Genomic DNA, 21,465 nt, shown 5'->3' on the forward strand with positions numbered 1-21,465 from the left:
TCACATTCCCTACTGGCTTGCCCAGATGATCCGGGCGACCCAGTCGACTTCCGTCATGTCGAGGTTGCGCGGCGGATGCTCGGGATTGAGTGACTGGAGTTCGATGGCTTTCGTTGTCTGACGCGCCAGAACCTTTGCCATGACTTCCCCGTCCCTGGTCTTTACGACGACACGATCCCCCCGACGCACCTGGACCCCCGGCTCAACGATCAGAATATCGCCATCCCGGTAGAGTGGCTTCATGCTGTCGCCCTGAACCTCCAGCGCATAAACGCTGCCATTCCGCCCCGGCGCAGCCGGAAACTCAACCAGATCCCATCCTTGACCGGCAGGAAAGCCACCATCGTCAAAAAAACCGCCGGCACCAGCCTGGGCAAAGCCCAGAAGCGGTATCGACCGCGTCTGCAGTGTGGTGCCGCCGCCGGGCAATCCATCACCGCGTCGCTCGCTCGCAACAATACCCATGAACTGTTCAAGACTGGAACCCGTTGCCTCGAGCACCTTGGAGATCGATTCGGTCGATGGCCAGCGCATTCGCCCGTCAGAGGCCACGCGTTTTGACTTGTTGAAAGACGTCGGATCAAGGCCGGCGCGTCGGGCAAGACCGGACGGCGTCAACTGATGACGCTCGGCTAGGCGATCGATCGCGGCCCAGATCGTGTCATGCGAAAGCATTGTTGCTCAGGCTCCGACGCGGGAGACGCAAGAAGAGGTCTCCGGAAATTGACCACCGGAATGATAAAGATATTGCTCTCATCCGTAAAGCTGAAACAGGAATAAAATCCTGAAATAAACCGCTAAGCCGTCAGGCGACCATCGCCATATTGATCTTGCCGAGCTGGATGACGGCCTGGGTGCGGCTGTCCACCTTGAGTTTCAGCAGGATCGCCGAGACATGCGCCTTGATCGTTGCTTCTGAAACGCCCAGTTCATAGGCGATCTGCTTGTTGAGCAGGCCTTCGCCCAGCATGCCCAGAACCCGGCTTTGCTGCGGCGTCAGTGTGCGCAAGCGTGCTATGAGGTCGGCAACATCCGGATCGGTTTCCTGTCCGCCCTGATAGCTGTTCGGCGTCCATATGTCGCCTTCCAGCACCTTCTGGATCGCTGCACGGATGTCATCAATTCCTGAGGATTTCGAGATGAACCCGGAAGCGCCAAGCTCCAGCGCTCGGCGAATGGTCACCGGGTCGTCGCTCGCCGAGACAATGACAATGGGCAGGCTGGCAAATTCGGCTCTCAGCGCCATCAGTCCGGAAAAACCCGACACACCTGGCATGGCCAGATCAAGCAACATCAGGTCCGCATCAGAATGTTCCTGGGCCGCCTTGCGGGCCGCCTCGAAATCGCCAGCCTCAACGATCTTCTGGTCGCCATCAATGCCAGTAACCGCCTGGCGCAGGGCGCCGCGAAACAGCGGATGGTCGTCTGCGATGATGAAGGTGGATGCTGTCATGTCAATGCCCCCTCCCAAGAGCGTTGCATTCTCAGCGCTTTGCGCCTTCTTTCTTTTAACGCCAACCGCGCAACTAGACAATGGTCGAACATGTTAACGCTGTCCGTCGAAAGAGACGCATAATCATGGTCAGTTGCTGCGCAGCTTTTTCATGCTGATTATGGCGTCAGGGTCCGATCCGGTTGTGTCTGCTGCTCCTCCTTCTCGAATTCCTGGATCAAGCCAAAAAATGCACGCATGAAGCGTTCCATGATCCCGATTGAGCGGTCAATTTCGGCATCGCTCGGAAGCTCTCCGGCCTGGGGCACAGACTGGAGTCCCTGCGCAAGCTGCTTTTCCAGCGCCTCGACCCGTTTTTCCAGTCGGCTCAACTCCTCGTCATAAGCGGCGCGCTCATCTGCGGCCATGCGGCATGCAAGGTTTCCGCCGCTTTCTGTGCAAAGCGCCATGGCGCCCGTCTGGCGGTCGAGCCGGATGACACCGCTCTCCGTCCGTTCTAGGGTAAAACGTGGTTCAGCCCCCTCCTGGGCCTGCACGAGGGGTGTCCCGAGAACAATCCCCGCCACAATACTGCCTGCAAGAAGGCTCCTAAGCTTGATCATCGCCATTGCTCTCTCCTTCTCAAGGGTTTTTCTACCTGGTGAAACGGTCAGGCGTCGGGCCGTAGACATTCCCGCCGCTTTGCGGCAAACCCCTCTCGGTCCAGATTGGTTCAGCGACCGAACATCTTCATAAGGGGTAAGTGACGTTGGAAAAGGTCATATACAAGATCGTTTCGCAGGAATTGTGGCAGAGCGCCAGGAACGCGGGTGTCTTCACCGGTGCCGCGATCGATCTGAAGGACGGCTACATCCATTTCTCAACCGCTGCCCAGGCTATCGAGACGGCGCGGCTGCATTTTGCCGGCCAGACGGATCTCCTCCTCGTTGCCGTTGATGCCGCTTCCCTTGGCGATGCCCTTCTGTTTGAAGCCTCCCGCGGTGGCGCTCTCTTTCCCCATCTTCATGCGAACCTTCCGATGGACAGTGTGATCTGGGAAAAGCCCCTGCCGCTCGACGAAACTGGACTGCATATCTTCCCGGAGATGTCCGAATGATCGACCGTCTCGCATTGCTTGCCCGTCGCGGCCTATTTCTGTTCGACGCGGAAACCGCCCATGGACTTTCGATCAAGGCGCTGAAATCCGGCCTCATGCCGGCATGCAGCCTGAAGCCTGATGCTCGCCTTTCGCAGACGGTCGCAGGTCTCGTTTTCCCCAATCCGCTTGGCATGGCCGCAGGCTATGACAAGAATGCCGAGGTCCCCGACGCACTCCTGTCGCTCGGCTTCGGTTTTGCCGAAGTCGGCACACTGACGCCCAAGCCGCAGGCGGGCAATCCGAAGCCGCGCATCTTCCGCCTTGAAAACGATATGGCCGTTATCAATCGTCTCGGCTTCAACAATGGCGGTCATGATGCAGCCTTTGAGCGCCTGTCGGCCCGCGCCGGAAAGCCGGGTCTGGTTGGCGTGAATATTGGAGCCAACAAGGACAGCGAGGACCGCATTGCCGATTATGTGCTGGGCATCCGTCGTTTCTACCCGCTTGCCTCCTATTTCACCGCGAATATCTCCTCACCCAACACGCCGGGTCTGCGTGATCTGCAGGCCAAGGATAGCCTTTCAGCGCTTCTCGCCGCCGTCCTCGCGGCCCGTGCGCAGGAGGAAGGTCGTACCGGACGCCGCGTCCCGGTCTTTCTCAAGATTGCGCCGGATCTGACGGAAGAAGGCATGGATGATATCGCCGAGGTGGTGCTGGCTCATGACCTCGATGGCCTGATCGTCTCCAACACCACGCTTTCCCGTGATGGTCTGAGCGATCCGAAGCTTGCAAAGGAAGCCGGCGGCCTCTCCGGCAAGCCGCTGTTTGACAAATCGACCGCCGTCCTTGCCCGCATGCGAAAGCGCGTGGGACCGGACCTCCCGATCATTGGTGTCGGCGGCGTGTCATCTGCCGAAACGGCGCTTGAAAAGATCAGCGCCGGAGCCGATCTGGTGCAGCTCTATTCCTGCATGGTCTATCAGGGCCCCGGCATGCCCGCAGAACTGCTGCGCGGCCTGTCGAGGCTTCTTGACCGCGAGCAGGTTGCCAATATCAGGGAGCTGCGTGACAGCCGGCTCAATCACTGGCTTGCAGCAAAGGTCTGATCGGTCATCCGCCTCAGTCTGGTTGCAAGTGTGACACCGCGCATCGCCAGAAACAGGTTCATGCCGGCCCAGAGCCCGTGATTGCCGAAGGCTGGCACGAGAACGAGAAGCGACAGGGCAAAGCTGGCAAGCGAGATGAGCATCATATTGCGCATCTCGCGTGACCAGGTAGCGCCGATGAAGACCCCATCCATCTGGAAGGCGAGTGCGCCGGTTAAGCCTGTGGCAGCCGCCCATGGCAGGAAGTCTCGCCCGATGGCCCGCACCGTCTCTGCCGTCGTCATCACATCGATCAACATTCCACCAAACAGCAGGAAGAAGATCGCGCAGCCCCCTCCAAGCGCGAACGACCAGACCATGGTCAGCCGCACCGCCCGGTCAAAGGCCGGTCGATAGGCGGAGCCAACGGCGCGCCCGGCAATCTGTTCAGCCGCCGTTGCCATGCCGTCGAGAAAGAAGGAGGCGATCAGGAACAGGTTCATCAGCAGGGCATTGGCGGCAAGCTGCTCGGCCCCGAAGCTGGCGCCGACGCGGGTCATGATGGCAAAGGCCGTCACCAGTGCCAGCGACCGGATCATGATGTCGCGATTGATCGCCAGGAGCGCCATCATCTTCTGCCGCTCCAGCAGCAGAGGAAGGGCAGGGCGTTCACTGCCTCGAAAACTTCTGAGCACATAGAAGAGGCCGAAAACGAAGGCGACGCTCTCGCCGATCACCGTTCCCCAGGCGACACCGGCAATGCCGAGATCAAGCCCTATGCCGAGCCAGATCGACATGACGATATTGGTGCCGTTCAGCAGGATCTGCAGGCCAAGCCCCACAGTTCCGCGCCCGCGTCCAAGGATAGAACCCAGCAGTGTGAAGTTCGCCAAGGTCAGGGGCGCCGCCAGCACGCGAATGGTGAAATAGGTTGAGGCCGCAGCGGCAACCTCACCCTCCACACCCATTGCGAAAAGACCGGCTGGCAGAAGCAGCGGCGACAGAAGGAGAACAAGGAAGCCGAGACCCAATGAGAGGATGAAGGATCGCCAGAAAACGGCCTGCTGTTCGAAGAGGTCGTCACGGCCAAGCGCCTGCGCTGTCAGCGCCGTGGTCGACGCGCGAACGAAGCCGGTCGCCGAAAAGATCAGATCGAAGAAGACGGCAGCAATGGCCAGCCCCGCCAGCGCTTCTGCCGATCCCGTGCGTCCGACGACGGCGGTATCCGTCAAGCCGAGAAGCGGCGTCGTCACGAAGGCAAGCGTCATCGGAACGGCGATCGCAAGCACCGATCGATGCGTCACCGCAAAGGGACGCGACTTTGAAGCGGCAATCTGCATGGGGCACTCCGGGCAGGACCGGAGCGGAGAATCGCTCAGGCCGACAGGATCATGGCCCAATAGGGACGGTTTGCGGAAGCGGAATCCCATGCGACGGCAACGCCAAGCCCCCGAAAATTGCCGAGCATGTTGTCCAGGTGCCGCCGCGAGTCGATCCAGGACTGTACGGCACGCCCGACACTGTCCTGCCCGGCTGCAATGTTCTCGGCCGCCGGCAGCGGCACGTCATGGCCCTTCATCCGCTCCAGGAAACTGTCGTTGAAACCGATCAGATGCTTCATTTCGCCCGCGCGGGCCATGCGTTCCGCCTGGGCAATCGCTGCCTTCTCCGCCGCCCGGTTGCGTTCCAGATCGACGAGGCCCTGTTCTGCCCGAATACGGTTGACCATCGGCAGCGCCGCATCTGTTTCGGCACGCGACGAACCGTCATGCGGCGACAGGAAGTCGATCGAGCGGCAGCCTGATAGCGTCAGGACGAGGCTCGAGCCTGCAAGCATCAGGACATGTCTGCGGGTCTGATCGGGAAACTTTGAAGCCATCTCACTTACGGGATGCAAACAGTCGAAGCACGATAAACAGCGGAACAACGACCGTTGCGCCGATCACCAGATACTGACCTACTTTTCCAAGTGCCTCGAAGCCCGTGTACCAAAGGTCGAGGAAGAAGAAGCGGATACCATCCACCAGATCCATCGGGTCCAGTCCGAAAATCGACATGACGAAACCGACAATCAGAGACACGACGATCAGCTTGACGATCGTACGGGCAGGGGTGTCTCCGAGGAATCGATTGACGCTATCGGACATGGGTTTCTCCTGTTCAGTCCCGAAAACATATGGGGAATCAGGGCCGGCTCCGCAAGCCGCCGGGCCTCTTTGAAAATAGGACTTGAGTTTTTTCAAGGCATCGGTCAAGACCGCGCGCCCTCCACAGCATGCCGGGCAATGGCGAGACCCGCACACTCGCTCGCAATGCTGGTGACAGAACCCGCGTCTTCGCAGTCCGGAGCGGACGAAGATGCAAGGTCTTGCCTATGCCACCAACCCAGTTTTTCTCGGGCGATATGATCGCCGACCGCCGCGCTGATTATGCCCGTATGCTTGCTGAAGGTGGCGATCCGGTCGCAGCCGTCGAACTGATGGAACAGGCTCTGGAACTGGTGCCCGACTGGGCAGCCGGCTGGCTGCGGCTTGCCGATTATGCTGAAAGGAGTGGTCAGCCAGCCAAGGCCGTTCCGGCGCTGGAGAGGGTCCTTATGCTTGATCCGGAGGATATCTTTGGCGCTTCGCTGAAACTCGCTGTTCTGGGTGCCGCTGAGACGCCGGACAGCCCGCCGATCCGGTATGTCGAAGCCTTGTTCGACGAGTTCGCCGAGCGCTTCGATGAAACCCTTGTTGACCGGCTCGATTACGTGGTTCCTCAGGAACTGACAGCCTTGATCCTTGATCATGCCGCGTCCCGTTCCTTCGCTTGCGCTGTCGATCTCGGCTGCGGGACCGGTCTGCTTGGACAGGAGATCCGCGCCAAGGTTACCCGTCTGGAGGGCTTCGACCTGTCGGCCAACATGCTCTCCAAAGCGGAGGAAAAGGGTTTCTATCACCACCTCGCCAGAGCCGACCTTTCGCTTGATCTTGCCGCCTCCGGTCTTTTCGAGGACGGGCTTGTGCCGGGGCGGGCTGATCTGGTGACGGCAGCCGACGTGCTGATGTATCTCGGTGATCTCTCCGCTCCCTTTGCCCTGGCCTCGGCCCTTGCAGCACCTGGCGCCTTTTTCGCTTTTTCCGTGGAGGACGCCGCCGCTGATGATGGCTTCGTGCTGCGTCCATCTCTGCGTTTTGCCCATTCCGAGATCTATGTTCGGGACCAGCTCTCGGCCCATGGCTTCACGGTCATCGATGTCCGGCGCACGACCATTCGCATGGATGCCGGAGAACCGGTCTTCGGCATCCTGTTTCTTGCCGAAAGACCGGCTTGATCAGCAGTTTTGTTGCGAAGTTTTCGATAGGTCAGCTTTGTTGACCTAAACCCCTTGTTTCGCGCAGATTCTGCGATACCTTGCACTCGGGAGGTGCAGGTTTCGGTTCGTGAGAGTGAACAATGGCGCATTTGATGAGAGCGCATCTCAGCAGCATGCTGAGCATCTGGAATTCCAATCCCGCCCGCCACACACCGGCTGAAGATGTCCAGGGCCTCGTCGCAGGCAGTCTGATTGCCGCATTGGGCCTCTACTTTCTTGCCCAGGTTGGACTTTTGACCGGCGGCATGGCTGGCCTCGCTTTCGTCCTGCATTACTGGAGCGGCTGGAGCTTCGGTCTCCTCTTCTTCCTGCTCAATCTGCCCTTTTACATTCTGTCGCTGCGCAGGGTTGGCCTCGATTTCACCCTCAAGACTTTCGCTGCCGTGGCGCTTACCTCTTTTGTCGTCGAGATCGAAAGCCAGTTCCTGGTGATCGAGCGTATCGAGCCGATCTGGGCCGCCATCCTTGGCGGTCTGCTGCTTGGGTTTGGCCTGCTTGCGCTTTACCGCCACCGCGCCAGCTTGGGTGGCCTTGGCATTCTTGCCGTCTATATTCAGGACCGCTTCGGCATCCGCGCCGGCCTTGTCCAGCTCGCCTTCGACCTCTGCGTTATGGCGCTGGCCCTCGCCGTGGTCAGCCCCATGGTGGTCGTCTATTCTGTCATCGGAGCCGTGGTGCTGAACCTCTTCCTCGCGATAAACCACAGGTCGGATCGCTATATCGCGTTGAAGTAGCTTTTACTGATCGCGCTTGGTCAGCGCCAATTGTCGAAGGCGATAGCTCTCGGCGAAGTGCTGCTTGACCTCTTCAAACCAGTCTTTCGGCAAGGCACCAAGCACGCATGTGTTTTCGACAAGCGGTCTTCTGGAAATCCATTGGGCTGGTCTGAGATCCGGTCCTGGCCAGACGAAAAGGTTCAGTTCGTCGGTGTAGATCCACTGTGGCCTGTCATCGAGGCCGAGGTGGCGACACAATTTGGCTGGCACACGCAGTGCTCGTCGCCCCTCCGGCGGAACCATGTGTGAAATCCCGAGTGCGTAAACAAGCGTTGCGCCAAATTCATCCGTCTTGGCCAATAGAAGTGCCGTAGGATAAGTCTTCTCTCCATCGGCTCGATATCGCGCCTTGCTGGACCAGAGATATTCATAGGCAATCACATGCCCGATCGGAGGTTCGGATGGGATCTTCATCCAAGCGTGCCACTAGTCGTGAGGCTTCGGCATATCGTCCGGAATGTCTTTCAACTCATAAAGCTGATCTGTTGCGACCTCAGCCTTGGCAATCGCTTCCAGCTCACCGATTCCAAGTTGCTCGACTGGCATTGAAACCCTGAACCTCTCCCACAATTGTTGAAACATCTCTGCCGAGACCAGATAGGCCGTCGGTCTGCCATAGCGCGTGATTTCGACCGGACCTTGATAGATCCGCTCATGCCACTCGCCAAAATTCTTCTGGAATTCCGATGCAGGTACACTTGCCATCAGTGTCTCCCTTTCCGTAACTTACGGAACATAACATGGCTGAGCGGTTGTCTCAATCTAACCCTTCAGGGAAGCATTCCCATGCCCCTTCTCTTTCCGGCTCCATCAACTACCTTTGCCGGGTGACCACTGCTGATTCCGCCCTTGCCCGTCTGCCTGCCCCCTTCCTCCGCTGGTTTGGCGAAAAGGGCTGGCAGCCGCGTGCCCATCAGCTTGAGCTTCTGGATCGCGCCCGATCGGGCGAAAGCCTTCTGCTCATCGCGCCAACCGGTGCCGGCAAGACGCTCGCCGGTTTTCTGCCCTCGCTGACCGAATTGACCGAAAGGGGACGCCGGAAACCGGGCGAAGCCTTTACCGGCATTCATACACTCTACATTTCGCCGCTGAAGGCGCTCGCCGTCGATATCGAGCGCAATCTGTTGAAGCCGGTCCAGGAGATGGGCCTGCCGATCACGATCGAAAACCGCACCGGCGATACACCGGCCTCGAAGCGCCAGCGCCAGAAGGTCAATCCGCCAGACATCCTCCTGACCACGCCGGAACAGCTCGCCCTCCTCATTTCGCACGGTGATGCGACGCGTTTCTTCAAGGACCTGCGCTACGTCATCTTTGATGAACTGCATTCGCTGGTCACATCCAAGCGCGGCCATCTGCTAGCGCTAGGCCTTGCACGCCTGCGCCGGCTTGCACCCGAGGTGAAGACGATCGGGCTTTCGGCAACGGTTGCCCAGCCCATGGATCTGCGCCGCTGGCTGGTCGGTCAGTCACCGCAAGGCGAAGCCTCTGCCGGTGTCATTACTGTCGAAGGCGGCGCGCGGCCCGATATAACCATCCTTGGAACCGAAGAACGCATCCCCTGGTCGGGGCACTCCGCCCGCTATGCCATCCCCGACATCTACAAGGTGTTGAAGGAGTTCCAGACCACGCTGCTCTTCGTCAACACCCGATCCCAGGCCGAGATGTTGTTTCAGGAACTCTGGACGGCGAATGACGACAATCTGCCGATTGCCCTTCATCACGGCTCGCTTGATGTCGCCCAGCGCCGCAAGGTGGAAGCGGCCATGGCCGATAACCGGCTGCGCGCCGTCGTTGCCACCTCGACGCTCGATCTCGGCATCGACTGGGGCGACGTCGATCTCGTCATCCATGTCGGCGCGCCGAAAGGGGCGTCCCGACTTGCCCAGCGCATCGGTCGCGCCAATCACCGCATGGACGAACCCTCCCGCGCCATTCTCGTGCCGGCCAATCGCTTTGAGGTCATGGAATGCCAGGCGGCACTCGACGCAAACTATATCGGCGCTCAGGACACACCGCCGATCGGCCATGGCTCCCTTGATGTTCTCGCCCAGCATGTGCTCGGCATGGCCTGTGCCGCTCCTTTCGATGAAGAAGACCTCTATGGCGAAGTCACCAGCGCGTTGCCCTATGCCGATCTCGACCGGCAGACCTTCACCCGCATTGTGGAATTCGTGGCCACCGGCGGTTATGCGCTGCGCAGCTACGAGCGCTATGCCCGTATCCGTCGAACGAAGGAGGGGTTGTGGCGCGTGTCGAACCCCCAGGTCGCCCAGCAATATCGCCTGAATATCGGCACGATCGTTGAAATGCCGATGTTGAATGTCCGCCTCGTCAAGCGCAACCATCTGGGCTCGATCGGTCGGGGCGGGATGACGCTTGGCAAGGTCGAGGAGTATTTCCTCGAACAGCTGACCCAGGGCGACACCTTCCTCTTTTCCGGCAAGGTGCTGCGTTTCGAAGGCATTCGCGAGAACGAGTGCCTTGTGTCCAATGCCTTCTCGCAGGACCCCAAGATCCCGGCCTATGCCGGCGGCAAGTTCCCGCTTTCGACCTATCTTGCCGATCAGGTCCGCGCCATGCTGGATGATCCCGCCCGCCGAACGAGCCTGCCCGATCAGGTGCGCGACTGGCTGGCCCTGCAGGCGGAGAAGTCGGTTCTGCCCCGGCGCGGCGATCTGCTGATCGAGACCTTTCCGCGTGGCGAACGCTTCTACATGGTGATCTATCCCTTCGAGGGACGGCTTGCTCACCAGACGCTCGGCATGCTGCTGACCCGCCGGCTGGAGCGGGCAGGGGCAAAACCGCTCGGCTTCGTCGCCACAGACTATGCACTCGCCATCTGGGCGCTCGATGACATGGGGTCACAGATCGCGCGCGGCGCGCTTGATCTGTCCGGCCTCTTCGATCAGGACATGCTGGGCGACGACCTGGAAGCCTGGCTGGACGAAAGCTTCATGCTGAAGCGCACGTTTCGGTATTGCGCCGTCATTGCCGGGCTCATCGAACAGCGCCATCCCGGCAAGGAAAAGACCGGTCGCCAGGTGACGGTCTCCACCGATCTGATCTATGACGTCCTGCGCAGCCACGAGCCGGATCACATCCTGCTTCAGGCCACGCGTCAGGATGCCGCTGCCGGGCTTTTGGACATTGCCCGCCTTGCCGATATGCTGGCGCGAATCAGAGGCCATATCGTCCACAAGCGCCTGCAACAGATCTCGCCGCTGGCCGTCCCGGTCATGCTGGAGATCGGCAAGGAGCCGGTCATGGGCGATGCCCAGGAATTCGTGCTGTCGGAAGCGGCGGAAGACCTGATGGCGGAAGCCATGGCCTGACGAGACGGACGATGGATGGAAATGAGGCTTTCGCATCGCATGGATGCCTGAAGGCCATTCGGGAAAGACTGAAATGAGCCGCTTGGGCCTTCACGCAAAAGAGCTGGATGAACAGACCGCCGCTTCCGCAGTCTGTGCTGCCGAGTTCGCCTTTCATGGCCATGTAGCCGTCGGCGATCTTTCAGGTGCACTCTTCCTGCCCGACCTGCACACCCTGGTCGTCTCGGACCTGCATCTCGAGAAAGGAGCCGCCTTCGCGAGGCGTGGCCAGTTGTTGCCGCCCTATGATACGCTCTCAACCTTGCGCCTTCTTGAGCGCGTACTGCAACGCTACCAGCCGAAGAGCGTCATCAGCCTTGGCGACAACTTTCATGACCGGGCAGGCTCGGCCCTCATGCCGCCGGCCTTCCGCGACATGCTCACAGCCATGGCCGGCCATCGCGAATGGATCTGGGTCAATGGCAACCACGATCCCGATGGCGTCTTCGGTTTGCCGGGCCTGTCTGCCGATGAGGTGGCTCTTGGGAGGCTCACCTTCCGCCATGAACCGTCGCTGGCCCATGGTTCTGGCGAGGTCGCCGGCCACCTCCATCCAAGCGCCACGGTTCGCCGGCGGGAGAAATCCGTGCGCCGGCCCTGCTTTGCCACAGATGGCAAGCGTCTTGTCATGCCGTCTTTCGGCGTTTTGACCGGCGGGCTCGATCTCCGCCACAAGGCCTTTACAGGCCTTTTTGATCGGACGGCCTTGGTCGCCCATCTGCTGGGTCGCGACAGGGTCTATTCGGTGCGTTTTGCCAACCTGCTTGGCTGATCCCGTCAATCCTTGCGGAAGATCAGGCTCGCGCTCCAGCCTGTGACGAGTGCGAGCAGCACGGCAAACATGCCGTAAAGTACCGGGCGGTCATGCGCAGCACTGGTGATCGCCTCTTCAAGACCGGTTTTGACGACCCGCAGCGGCAATTCCTTCTCCGCAATGAACTCGCCAGACTTGAAGAGATAGGCGCGTACCATATGCACACCGTTCGGAATGTTCGCGGGCAGGCGCAGTGTCGCGCGAAACAGGCTCGAAGACACGAAGCGCACGCCATTTGTGTCACGCTGATAGAGCCCGTTTGTCTCCTTCAGACGGCGGAAGGCGTCGCGAAACTCGGTAATGTTGGTCAGGCCGCTGATGAAACCGGTCGGCACGAGGTCACGATGCTCGATCCCCACGCCCACCTGGTCCAGAATGCGTCGCGGTGCAATGTCATCGACGGGTCGTGTGCTCGCCAGCGAATAGGAAAGCGGCATCCGCTCGAAGGTGACCGAAGTCCGGTTGACCCAGATACCCATCAGTCGTTCCTTGCGCCGGACAGTGGCGTCCTCGCGCGGGCCCTCCAGCGTTACCACGACATCATATTCGCCAATCGCCAGCAGCAGCTGATCCGTATTGGTCAAGGCACCAAAGACGGTCAGATCTGCCCCGGAGAAATCGGAGGTGATTGCGATTTCGCTGGTCGAAGTGCCGATGTCGATCCCTTCACGACCTGTAATGTCGGGCGCAAAAGGGTTCTGCGCCTGGGCGAGGTTCGCAAACGCCATCAAGAGCAGGGCAAGTGTCGAAGTCAGGACCGCACGCATCTCAGCCTCCGATCGCCAGTGAATAGACATCTTCCGGTGCCACCACCAGTTCAATGGCGAGGCGAACGCCAACCGCCAGCACCAGCAGCGCCAAAAGCGCCCGCAATTGTTCGCCGCGAAGCTTTTGCCCCACCCGGACACCATACTGAGCCCCGATGACGCCCGCGACCATCAATATGAAGGCGAGGACGATGTCGACCGAGTAGTTGGTGATGGCCTGCACCATCGTCGTGTAGGAGGTGACGAAAATGATCTGGAACAGCGAGGTCCCCACCACGACATTGGTCGGGATCCTGAGCAGATAGATCATCGCCGGAACCATGATGAAACCGCCGCCGACACCCATGATGGATGTCAGCACGCCGATCGCAAATCCGAGCGCAATCAGCGGGATGACGCTGAGGTAGATCTTTGATTTCTTGAAGCGCATCTTGAAGGGCAGGCGATGCACCCAGTTGTGCTGACCGGGCCGTTTAAGCGTCACCGGCTCGTTGCGCGCCGCACGCCTTAAGGCCCGCACGCTTTCCGTCAGCATCAGCCCGCCGACTGTGCCCAGAAAAATGACGTAGAGGATCGAGATGATCAGGTCGAGCTGGCCCAGTCGGCGCAAGAGAGAAAAGATGTAGATGCCGACGGTCGCACCCGCGAGGCCTCCGGCCAGCAGCACCAGGCCAAGCTTCACATCGAGTGTGCCGCGCCTGAAATGCGAAATCGCGCCCGAAACCGACGAGGCAATAACCTGGTTGGCGCCCGTTGCTACCGCTACCACCGGCGGAATGTTGTAAAAGATCAAAAGCGGCGTGATGAGAAAGCCGCCACCCACGCCAAACATGCCAGACAGAAAGCCGACAGCCGCACCCATCCCGAGAATGATGAAGATATTCACCGAAAGTTCGGCGATCGGGAGATAGATCGTCACGGTCGGACCTCGAAATGCGACTGCCCCCATCAGGGCGGCGAAGGGATGGTACCAAACTGGCTCTCCCGTTCCGTCTCAATCAAAGGAGGGACCAAGTCCTTGATTGGACATGGTCCCTGCCTGATCTGTCTTGCGCCTGCTGGCTGGGTGAGTCAATTCCGAAGCCCGCCATACGCTTCGAATTTTCCCCTTTTGTGACAGCCGCGGTCAATTGTTGCGTGCCAGAAGCTCATTCACCAGCTTGTCGGAGATCTTGCCCGTGGGTTCCTGACCGATCGAAGTCTCGAACGCTTTGATTGCGCTGACGGTTTTCGCACCGAGCACCCCGTCGGCAACGCCTGCATCAAAGCCGTTCTTGTTCAGGATGGCCTGGATGTTGCGGATCGCCTTCTTCATGTCGACACTGGCAGTCTTGAGCCCCTCGCCAGTCCATGCGTCAGGCGAATTGACCTGGTTGGCATCGAGGTTGAGGGGTTGCGGTGCCCACTGCTCCACATCAGCCCGCGCCCGCTCCAGTTCATCGGGCTTCAATGCATTGGCCACTTCATCGCGCTTTTGTGCAGCATCGCTGTCGCCGCCCTTGGCCGCGACGCCAAACCACTTGTAGGAGGCCACGAGGTTCTGCGGCACGCCGTCTCCGCGCGCATAGAGAATGGCGAGGTTGAACTGGCTGTCTGAAACGCCATGATCTGCGGCTTTTTCAAACCACTCGGCGGCTTTCGCATAGTCCTGGTTGCCGTCTGCACCCGAAGCATAGATCACGGCAAGGTTATGCATGGCGCTTGCATTGCCAGCCAGGGCCGCCATTTCGTAATAGCGTTTGGCAAGCGTCATATCGCGCGGCAGGCCGGTTCCCTTTTCATAGAGATTGGCAAGGCGATACTGTGCAGGCGCGAGACCCTTGTCGGCGGCGAGCTGATACCATTTTGCCGCTTCGGCGAAATTAGCCTGCACGCCACGGCCATCCGTATAGCGGGCGCCCACTTCAAACAGCGCGATTGGATCTCCGTTTCTGGCGGCGTCTGCCAGAGACTGCGGTGTAATCTCTGCGGGTACCACAATCGGCGCTTGCGCAGTTTCTGCTTCCATAGGCTCAAGAGGTTCGAGCGGTTTCAAGGCTTCGGCGCCGGGTGCAGCAAGCGTCGCTGGCATTGGTGCTGCATTGGGGCCGACAGGACCTTGCGGCTGTGCGGTTTCGTTACCGGTCGGCGCAAAGGCTGAAACAGGGGAGGCACTGTCCGGATTGACGGGCGCCAGAAGATTTGCGGTTGCAGGCTCGGTCAATGCAGCTTCCGGCGCGATGGCAATGGCAGCATTTGCGTCTGCTGCGACCGGAGCCGGTTCAACGGGTGAAGAGGGCGGCGAAAGCGCGCTCGAATCGTCCGTCGTCTGCGCCTCGATCTGGGCCGGAGCCCTTTCGCCGCTCATCAGTGTATTGATGAGAGGCATGGCCATGGCCACCAGAAGGATCGCGCCAACGGCCATCAGGATCGGACGGCGAAATCGCGAAAAGATGGATACACCAGCTGCCTCCTTTGCTTTGGCTGCCGGAATGGCCTTCTGTGTACGGTCGAGTTCCATCGCAGCCGCCTGGGCCGCGCGCCGGGCAGCGGCAATGTAATCGCTGCGATCCTCGTCGCGATCGTTTCCGCCACCATTCTTGTGGCTCGCCTGCTGGCTTGCGCGGACCCGTTCAAGGATCTTGCGGACATCGGGAGCGCCCGAGCCGGGTTCAAGCAATTCGTTTGCATCCTCCTCCTCACTCATGACCTCGATCGGGTCGAGCGCCGGAGCCGGCTCAACGAGTTTGCGGTTGTTCTTTGTCTTCTCCTCCTTTTTGGAAGGAAGGAATCGTTTGCTCAGGCCGGCAAGCAGGCTGGGCTTGCCTGGCTTCTTGTCAGCGCGGTTGGCTTCAATGACTGGCAGCGCAGTCATTGTTGCGGCAAAGTCGTCAGCGGCAGCCAGCAATTCCTCGTCAATCGGGTGCTTTGTCTTTTGCTCCGGTCTGTCCGCAAGCTGCATTTCTGCATCCGGCCTGCGTTCTGCCGGTGCCGCATAGGGTGGCGTGACCGGGCTTTGCGCTTCCTGGCGCAGGAGGGAAGCACCGGAAACCGGTGAAGACGAAACCGGAGCCGGGGAGAACGACTGTGTATCTGCCTGCATGTTGGCCGGTGCCTGGCCAAACATTGGCGGCTGTGGTTGCGGCTGATGGCTGTTCACATGCAGATCGTCGAGGCGTCCGGCAATCTGCACCAGTGTGTCATGCAAGGCTTCGAAAGTGCGCTGGGTTCGCTCTTCCGAATTACGCGAGAAGTCCTCAAGATTGCGCAGATGGTCGGCCAGTGCCGCAAGCGCGTCCACATCGACTCTTGACGGAATGTCTCCGCTTTGCGCCGACTGCCGCATGAAGTTTTCCATCACCGTCTCGGCTGCCTGACGCGCAGCCTCGATGATGTATTCGTCGCTGGTCGCCATGTATTCTTCGAGCGCAGTCAGGCGTCCGGAGACTTCCGGATCCGTCGTCGGCTGGCTGATCAGGGCCGAGAGGTTGGCAATCTGGTCTTCGAGATTGCGCAGGCTGACCGTATCGGCGGCAGGCGCGCTGCTGGTGTCTTCAAGCCGGTCGACGACAGCGTTCAGCCGCTCTTCCAGATTGCGCAGCGCACGGTCGTCGATCTGGGCAATGGCCGGCTGTGCCGGTTCCATCTCCTCGATCCGCCGCGCCAGGAGTTCCAGCCTGTCGGCGAGGCGATCATTGACGCTGCCATTTTCCAGCGCATCGATCTTGCGGGAAATGTCGGCCAGATAATTCGTCAGCTCGGGCTGCGGAACCGGCTGCTGCGACATTTCCATCATCGAAGAGAGCTGATCGAGCCGCTCTTCCAGCTGGATCGCGCTGCGATCCTGGGACAGTTCCTCGATCCGCCGCGTCAGCGCCTCCAGGCGAAGGCTGAGCTCTTCCGCTGGCTGCTGGTCGGAAAGCCGCTGTTGTGCGAGGGTCTCGATTTGCCGGGCAAGGCCGAGAATTCGGTCTTCCAACCGCTGGAAGACCACCGGGTCCGGCGTGTTGTTGACCCGGCTGCTCGCGGCAATCGCGCGGCTGATCTCATCCAGGCGATTGTCGATCCCGGCGAACTGCTCCATCACCATCTGCTCGCGCGGATTGATATGCGCGCCGATATGCTCAAGTGCTGAGGCAACGGTGATCAGCTTTTCCTCAAGTGCCTGAATGGTGCGGTTGTCGCCAACCGAACCGATATGGGACTTCACTTCTTCCAGCCGTTCGGCCAGCCGCAGCAGTTCATGACGCAGCGTTGCGCCGTCAAATTCGTCGAGGCGCGCCTCGACATAGTCCCAGCGCTGCTCCATGCGGCTGACACTGTCTTCGCGCGCCAGTCCGTCCATCAGCGAACGCAGACCCTCGAATTCCTGGCGCAGGGCATCGGCACCGGGCGCCTTTGTGGCGCCAAGATGCTGGATGCTTTCGGCCAGCCGCGCAATGTCGGCCCGCATGTCTTCGTTCGGGCGACGCTCTTCGGCCAGCGCCCTGATGGTACGCATCTCGGACCGCAGCCCGTTGATCTCGCGCGCGAGACTGTCAGCAATGTCCTGCTTCAGTTCCTGCCGGAGGCCAAGCAAGGCTTCCCGGATTTCGCGGCCGGTATCACGAGCAGGCGCTGCGGGTGCCGGCGGCATGCGCTCGGCGATGCGGTCAGTGGTTCGTGCGGATGGCGAAGGCGCAGGCATGACCGGCTCTTGCCGCAGGTTCTTCCCGTAGGCTGGCGCGGTGGCACGCTCAGGCACCCGATGGCGCCGCTCATCGAGCATACGCTGGCGCTCGCGGATCTGGGCCAGCGGGTCAAGAGATGATGATTGCACCTCTGGGGAGCGGGAACCCCGGCGTGTCACGCCAGCCTGCTCTGTTGTGGCATAGCCAGACGAAACCGGATGTCCCATGGACGCGCGCACATCTTCGCGCCGTGGCCGCATCGGCTCGCGCGTGGGACGCGCGCCAGCGCCCTGGTTCATCAGATCTTCGATCTTGGCCTCCAGTCCCTCTATGGTGCGGTTCAGCGCGTCAAGTGAGGATGCGCCGCCGGGCCGTTGGGAGTTGGATCGAGATCCGTTCATGTTACCACTCGCTTTGATGATGGTTCGGAGGCGCAGGCACTCCGAAGGCGTCTCGGGCATGCACGCACCCCGAACAGTCATCCTCGCCATGATGGACACCCCCTCGGGGAAGCAAAGGCGAAGCAGACCGAGCAGGACGCGCAGCTTTCGTAACCAACCTTTCAACAAACGTGGTAAACAAGCGGTTAAGCTGGTGTTCGAATTCTTTAACTTTTTGTTGAAATGCCCCGCGCAAGCAGGGGGTGCTTAGCTCGACCTGGGAGAACTGCGGCCTCGCGCCGCATCGGGAAAAATGAGGCGGGTTGATATTTTGACGTTTACGCGCACGTCAATTATTTGTATAAGCTTGAACCAGTCCGCAATGGTCGGAAATCAGTCTTGGAGGAAGATGATCGATGCCTGTCTACAAGGCCCCCGTGAATGACACGCTTTTCATCCTGAACGATGTCCTCAACATCGACCGCTACAACAATCTGCCCGGTTTCGAGGATGCCACCCCCGACATGATCGAGGCGATTGTCGGCGAGGCGGCAAAGCTTGCCGAGGAGCAGCTTTTCCCGATCAATCTTTCCGGCGACCAGGAAGGCTGCAAGCGCCACGACGACGGCACGGTTACGGTGCCGAAGGGCTTCAAGGAAGCCTATGACGCCTATTGTCAGGGCGGCTGGCTCGGCCTTGCTGTTCCTGCCGAATTCGGCGGCCAGGGCCTGCCCTATACGCTGCATACCGCTGTCGGCGAGTTCATGTCGTCCGCCAACATGGCGCTGATGATGTATCCGGGGCTCACCCAGGGTGCAATCGCTGCAATTCTTGTCCATGGCTCCGACGAGCAGAAGCAGAAGTACCTGCCGAAAATGGTCGAGGGCACCTGGACCGGCACGATGAACCTCACGGAACCGCATTGCGGCACCGATCTCGGCCTCCTGCGCACCAAGGCCGTCCCGAATGGCGACGGCAGCTACAAGATCTCCGGCCAGAAGATCTTCATTTCGGCGGGTGAACACACCATGTCCGACAACATCATCCATCTCGTGCTCGCCCGCATCGAAGGTGCGCCGGAAGGCACCAAGGGCATTTCGCTCTTCATCGTGCCGAAGTTCATGGTCGGCGACGATGGCTCCGTCGGCGCGCGCAATGGTGTGTCCTGCGGTGCGATCGAGCACAAGATGGGCATCCACGGCAATTCCACCTGCGTCATGAACTATGACGAAGCGACCGGTTATCTGATCGGCGCCGAGAACAAGGGCCTGGCCGCCATGTTCGTCATGATGAACGAGGCCCGCCTCGGCGTTGGCCTGCAGGGTTTGTCGATTGCCGAAATCGCCTATCAGAACGCCGCCAACTACGCCCGCGAGCGCATCCAGGGCCGGTCCCTGTCGGGCGTCAAGGCGCCGGACAAGAAGGCTGATCCGATCATCGTCCATCCGGACATCCGCCGCGCGCTGCTCACGATCAAGTCCTTCAATGAAGCCGGTCGAGCCTTCACGCTCTGGACAGCCCTCCAGTCCGACATCGCTCACCGCTCGGGCGACGCCGCTGAAAAGCAGCTCGCTGACGATATCCTCGGCCTGATGACCCCGATCCTCAAGGGCGTCATGACCGACAAGGGCTTCGATCATGCCGTCATGGCCCAGCAGGTCTATGGTGGCCACGGCTATATCGAAGAATGGGGCATGAGCCAGTATGTCCGCGATGCTCGCATTGCGATGATCTATGAGGGTGCCAACGGCATTCAGGCGCTTGATCTCGTCGGCCGCAAGCTCGGCCTCAATGGTGGCCGCGCCGTCATGGCGCTCTTCAAGGAAATCGGTGAATTCTGCGAAGAGAACCGCAATGACGAAAATCTCACCTTCTTCACCAAGAGCCTGAAGAAGGGCTTGAACGACCTGCAGGCATCCACCATGTGGTTCATGCAGAATGCCATGGCAAAGCCCGACAATGCCGGCGCCGGTTCCACCGATTACATGCATCTCTTCGGTCTCGTGGTGCTCGGCTATATGTGGGCCCGCATGGCCAAGGCCGCGCAGGCCAATCTGGCCGAAGGCACCGGTGACGCCGAATACTACAAGAACAAGCTGTTGACCGGTCGTTTCTATATGGAAAAGATCATGCCGGAGACGGCGCTGCGCAAGTCCCGCATCGAGACCGGCGCCGACAGCCTGATGGAAATGGCCGCTGAAGCGTTTTGATCTTCTCCTTCTCCCCTTGCGGGAGAAGGTGGCCCGATAGGGCCGGATGAGGGGGCTTGCGCAATCGGTCCCCTTATCGCCTCGCATTCGCTCGGCACTTTTCCCCTTGGGGAGAAGAGGGAAATATTCCGGCGCCTAAGCGCCCAAGGGAGAGAGACAATGACTGACGTCTTTATTTACGACCACGTGCGCACGCCCCGCGGGCGCGGCAAAAAGGATGGCTCGCTGCACGAAGTGCCAACGCCTCGCCTTGCCGCCAAGACGCTGGAAGCGCTGCGCGACCGCAACGGCCTCGACACCTCGACTGTCGACGACATCATCTTCGGCTGCGTTGACCCCGTCATGGAAGCCGGTGCCGTCATCCCGAAGGCCGCCGCCTTCGAAGCCGGTTACGATTTCTCTGCTCCGGGCATCCAGATCTCGCGCTTCTGCGCCTCTGGCCTCGATGCGATCAATCTCGCCGCCGGCAAGGTCAAGGCCGGCTCGGATGACATCGTCATCGCCGGTGGCGTCGAAAGCATGTCCCGCGTCGGTATGGGCATGTCGGGTGGCGCCTGGTACATGGACCCTTCGGTCAACTTCCCCGGCTATTTCATGCCGCAGGGCGTGTCCGCTGACCTGATTGCCACGAAATACGGCTTCAGCCGCGACGATGTTGACAGCTATGCCGTCGAAAGCCAGAAGCGCGCCGCTGCCTCCTGGGCGGCCGGCAATTTTGCCAAGTCCGTCATTCCGGTGAAGGATGGCAACGGCCTTGTCATTCTCGACCGTGACGAACACATGCGCCCCGGCACTGACATGCAGTCGCTGGCAAGCCTGAACCCCTCCTTCCAGATGCCCGGCGAAATGGGCGGCTTCGAAGCCGTCGGTCTGCAGGCCCATCCGGAAATCGAGCGCATCAACTACATTCACCATGCCGGCAACTCCTCCGGCATCGTCGATGGTGCTGCCGCAGTTCTCGTCGGCTCCAAGGAAGGTGGCGAGAGCATGGGCCTGAAGCCGCGTGCCCGCATCCGCGCCTTCACCAATATCGGTTCCGACCCGGCCCTCATGCTGACCGGTCCGGTCGACGTGACCGAAAAGCTCCTGAAGCGCACTGGCATGAAGATTTCCGATTTCGACCTCGTCGAGTTGAACGAAGCCTTTGCCGCCGTCGTGTTGCGCTTCATGCAGCATTTCGAGGTTGACCACTCCAAGATGAACGTCGCCGGCGGCGCCATCGCCATGGGTCACCCGCTTGGCGCCACCGGCGCGATGATCCTCGGCACGGTGCTGGACGAGCTGGAACGCCGCGATCTGAACACCGCGCTCGTCACGCTCTGCATCGGCGCTGGCATGGGCACGGCAACGGTTATCGAGCGCGTTTGATGGGGGTCTTAACCCTCCCCCTTGTGGGGAGGGTGGCCGGCAGGCGGGAGGGGTTTCTGAACCAAGTTCCCCTCCCCAACCCCTCCCCACAAGGGGGAGGGGCTTAACCCCGCCAGATCGCACCCAACGCGGAGCGGCGGCGACATCGGCGAA

The 21,465-nt window shown here is 60.4% G+C and carries 19 protein-coding genes; 8 read left to right on the forward strand and 11 right to left on the reverse strand.

The genetic code is table 11. From position 1 onward, the window contains the following. Positions 1-9 precede the first annotated feature (9 nt). From FE840_RS06890 to FE840_RS06900, 3 genes are all read right to left on the reverse strand, one after another. On the reverse strand, positions 10-675 hold the full coding sequence (locus FE840_RS06890) for a S24 family peptidase (protein WP_138285577.1): 666 nt from the start codon (positions 673-675) through the stop codon (positions 10-12). A gap of 130 nt (positions 676-805) precedes the next feature. Next, positions 806-1,453 carry a response regulator gene (locus FE840_RS06895; RefSeq protein WP_138285576.1) on the reverse strand — a complete coding sequence of 216 codons (648 nt, stop codon included), beginning with the start codon at positions 1,451-1,453 and terminating at the stop codon, positions 806-808. 158 nt (positions 1,454-1,611) lie between these two features. Continuing rightward, positions 1,612-2,061 (reverse strand): hypothetical protein, encoded by a 450-nt coding sequence (locus FE840_RS06900; protein ID WP_246318862.1) that lies wholly within the window; start codon positions 2,059-2,061, stop codon positions 1,612-1,614. A 140-nt stretch (positions 2,062-2,201) separates the two neighbouring features. Between FE840_RS06900 and FE840_RS06905 the strand changes: the two genes are divergently transcribed. Both FE840_RS06905 and FE840_RS06910 read left to right on the forward strand, forming a co-directional pair. After that, entirely contained in the window at positions 2,202-2,549 is a 348-nt protein-coding gene (locus FE840_RS06905) for a DUF952 domain-containing protein (RefSeq protein WP_425502183.1), read from the forward strand. Continuing rightward, positions 2,546-3,637, forward strand: coding sequence for a quinone-dependent dihydroorotate dehydrogenase (locus FE840_RS06910; protein ID WP_138285574.1), 1,092 nt, complete (start codon positions 2,546-2,548; stop codon positions 3,635-3,637). Before FE840_RS06905 ends, FE840_RS06910 begins: the two co-directional genes overlap by 4 nt. Here FE840_RS06910 and FE840_RS06915 read toward each other — a convergent pair. Genes FE840_RS06915 through FE840_RS06925 form a run of 3 tightly spaced genes read right to left on the reverse strand, consistent with a single transcriptional unit; the run spans position 3,613 to position 5,763 of the window. Beyond that, positions 3,613-4,956: an MATE family efflux transporter gene (locus tag FE840_RS06915; protein ID WP_138285573.1), complete on the reverse strand. Its 1,344-nt coding sequence runs from the start codon at positions 4,954-4,956 to the stop codon at positions 3,613-3,615. The two genes, FE840_RS06910 and FE840_RS06915, sit on opposite strands and share 25 nt — an antisense overlap. Positions 4,957-4,991: 35 nt before the next feature. Further along, positions 4,992-5,495: a CAP domain-containing protein gene (locus FE840_RS06920; protein WP_138285572.1), complete on the reverse strand. Its 504-nt coding sequence runs from the start codon at positions 5,493-5,495 to the stop codon at positions 4,992-4,994. A 1-nt stretch (position 5,496) separates the two neighbouring features. Next, entirely contained in the window at positions 5,497-5,763 is a 267-nt protein-coding gene (locus tag FE840_RS06925) for a DUF6460 domain-containing protein (protein WP_138285571.1), read from the reverse strand. 227 nt (positions 5,764-5,990) lie between these two features. Here FE840_RS06925 and FE840_RS06930 point away from each other — a divergent pair, with 227 nt between their 5' ends. Both FE840_RS06930 and FE840_RS06935 read left to right on the forward strand, forming a co-directional pair. Beyond that, positions 5,991-6,932, forward strand: a complete 942-nt coding sequence (locus FE840_RS06930; RefSeq protein WP_138285570.1) for a class I SAM-dependent methyltransferase — start codon at positions 5,991-5,993, stop codon at positions 6,930-6,932. 134 nt (positions 6,933-7,066) lie between these two features. Beyond that, a complete protein-coding gene (locus tag FE840_RS06935) occupies positions 7,067-7,708 on the forward strand; it encodes a DUF6198 family protein (RefSeq protein WP_138285569.1) in 642 nt (213 codons plus the stop codon). 3 nt (positions 7,709-7,711) lie between these two features. On the opposite strand, the gene FE840_RS06940 is transcribed toward FE840_RS06935, so the two are convergent. Both FE840_RS06940 and FE840_RS06945 read right to left on the reverse strand, forming a co-directional pair. After that, on the reverse strand, positions 7,712-8,164 hold the full coding sequence (locus FE840_RS06940; protein WP_138285568.1) for a hypothetical protein: 453 nt from the start codon (positions 8,162-8,164) through the stop codon (positions 7,712-7,714). Positions 8,165-8,176: 12 nt separating this feature from the next. Then, positions 8,177-8,455, reverse strand: coding sequence for a type II toxin-antitoxin system Phd/YefM family antitoxin (locus FE840_RS06945; protein ID WP_138285567.1), 279 nt, complete (start codon positions 8,453-8,455; stop codon positions 8,177-8,179). 35 nt (positions 8,456-8,490) lie between these two features. Here FE840_RS06945 and FE840_RS06950 point away from each other — a divergent pair, with 35 nt between their 5' ends. Continuing rightward, on the forward strand, positions 8,491-11,085 hold the full coding sequence (locus FE840_RS06950; RefSeq protein ID WP_425502184.1) for a ligase-associated DNA damage response DEXH box helicase: 2,595 nt from the start codon (positions 8,491-8,493) through the stop codon (positions 11,083-11,085). Between the two features lie 73 nt (positions 11,086-11,158). Beyond that, positions 11,159-11,896: a ligase-associated DNA damage response endonuclease PdeM gene (gene pdeM / locus FE840_RS06955; protein WP_138285565.1), complete on the forward strand. Its 738-nt coding sequence runs from the start codon at positions 11,159-11,161 to the stop codon at positions 11,894-11,896. 5 nt (positions 11,897-11,901) lie between these two features. On the opposite strand, the gene FE840_RS06960 is transcribed toward pdeM, so the two are convergent. From FE840_RS06960 to FE840_RS06970, 3 genes are all read right to left on the reverse strand, one after another. Beyond that, positions 11,902-12,666, reverse strand: a complete 765-nt coding sequence (locus FE840_RS06960; protein ID WP_425502204.1) for a TIGR02186 family protein — start codon at positions 12,664-12,666, stop codon at positions 11,902-11,904. A 40-nt stretch (positions 12,667-12,706) separates the two neighbouring features. Beyond that, positions 12,707-13,624: a sulfite exporter TauE/SafE family protein gene (locus FE840_RS06965; RefSeq protein WP_138285563.1), complete on the reverse strand. Its 918-nt coding sequence runs from the start codon at positions 13,622-13,624 to the stop codon at positions 12,707-12,709. A gap of 207 nt (positions 13,625-13,831) precedes the next feature. Then, entirely contained in the window at positions 13,832-17,755 is a 3,924-nt protein-coding gene (locus FE840_RS06970) for a peptidoglycan-binding protein (protein WP_138285562.1), read from the reverse strand. 395 nt (positions 17,756-18,150) lie between these two features. Here FE840_RS06970 and FE840_RS06975 point away from each other — a divergent pair, with 395 nt between their 5' ends. Both FE840_RS06975 and FE840_RS06980 read left to right on the forward strand, forming a co-directional pair. After that, a complete protein-coding gene (locus FE840_RS06975) occupies positions 18,151-19,944 on the forward strand; it encodes an acyl-CoA dehydrogenase C-terminal domain-containing protein (RefSeq protein WP_138285561.1) in 1,794 nt (597 codons plus the stop codon). A gap of 159 nt (positions 19,945-20,103) precedes the next feature. Next, a complete protein-coding gene (locus FE840_RS06980) occupies positions 20,104-21,312 on the forward strand; it encodes an acetyl-CoA C-acetyltransferase (protein WP_138285560.1) in 1,209 nt (402 codons plus the stop codon). Positions 21,313-21,465: the final 153 nt, after the last annotated feature.

It is taken from the genome of Peteryoungia desertarenae (assembly GCF_005860795.2).
Taxonomy (GTDB): domain Bacteria; phylum Pseudomonadota; class Alphaproteobacteria; order Rhizobiales; family Rhizobiaceae; genus Allorhizobium; species Allorhizobium desertarenae.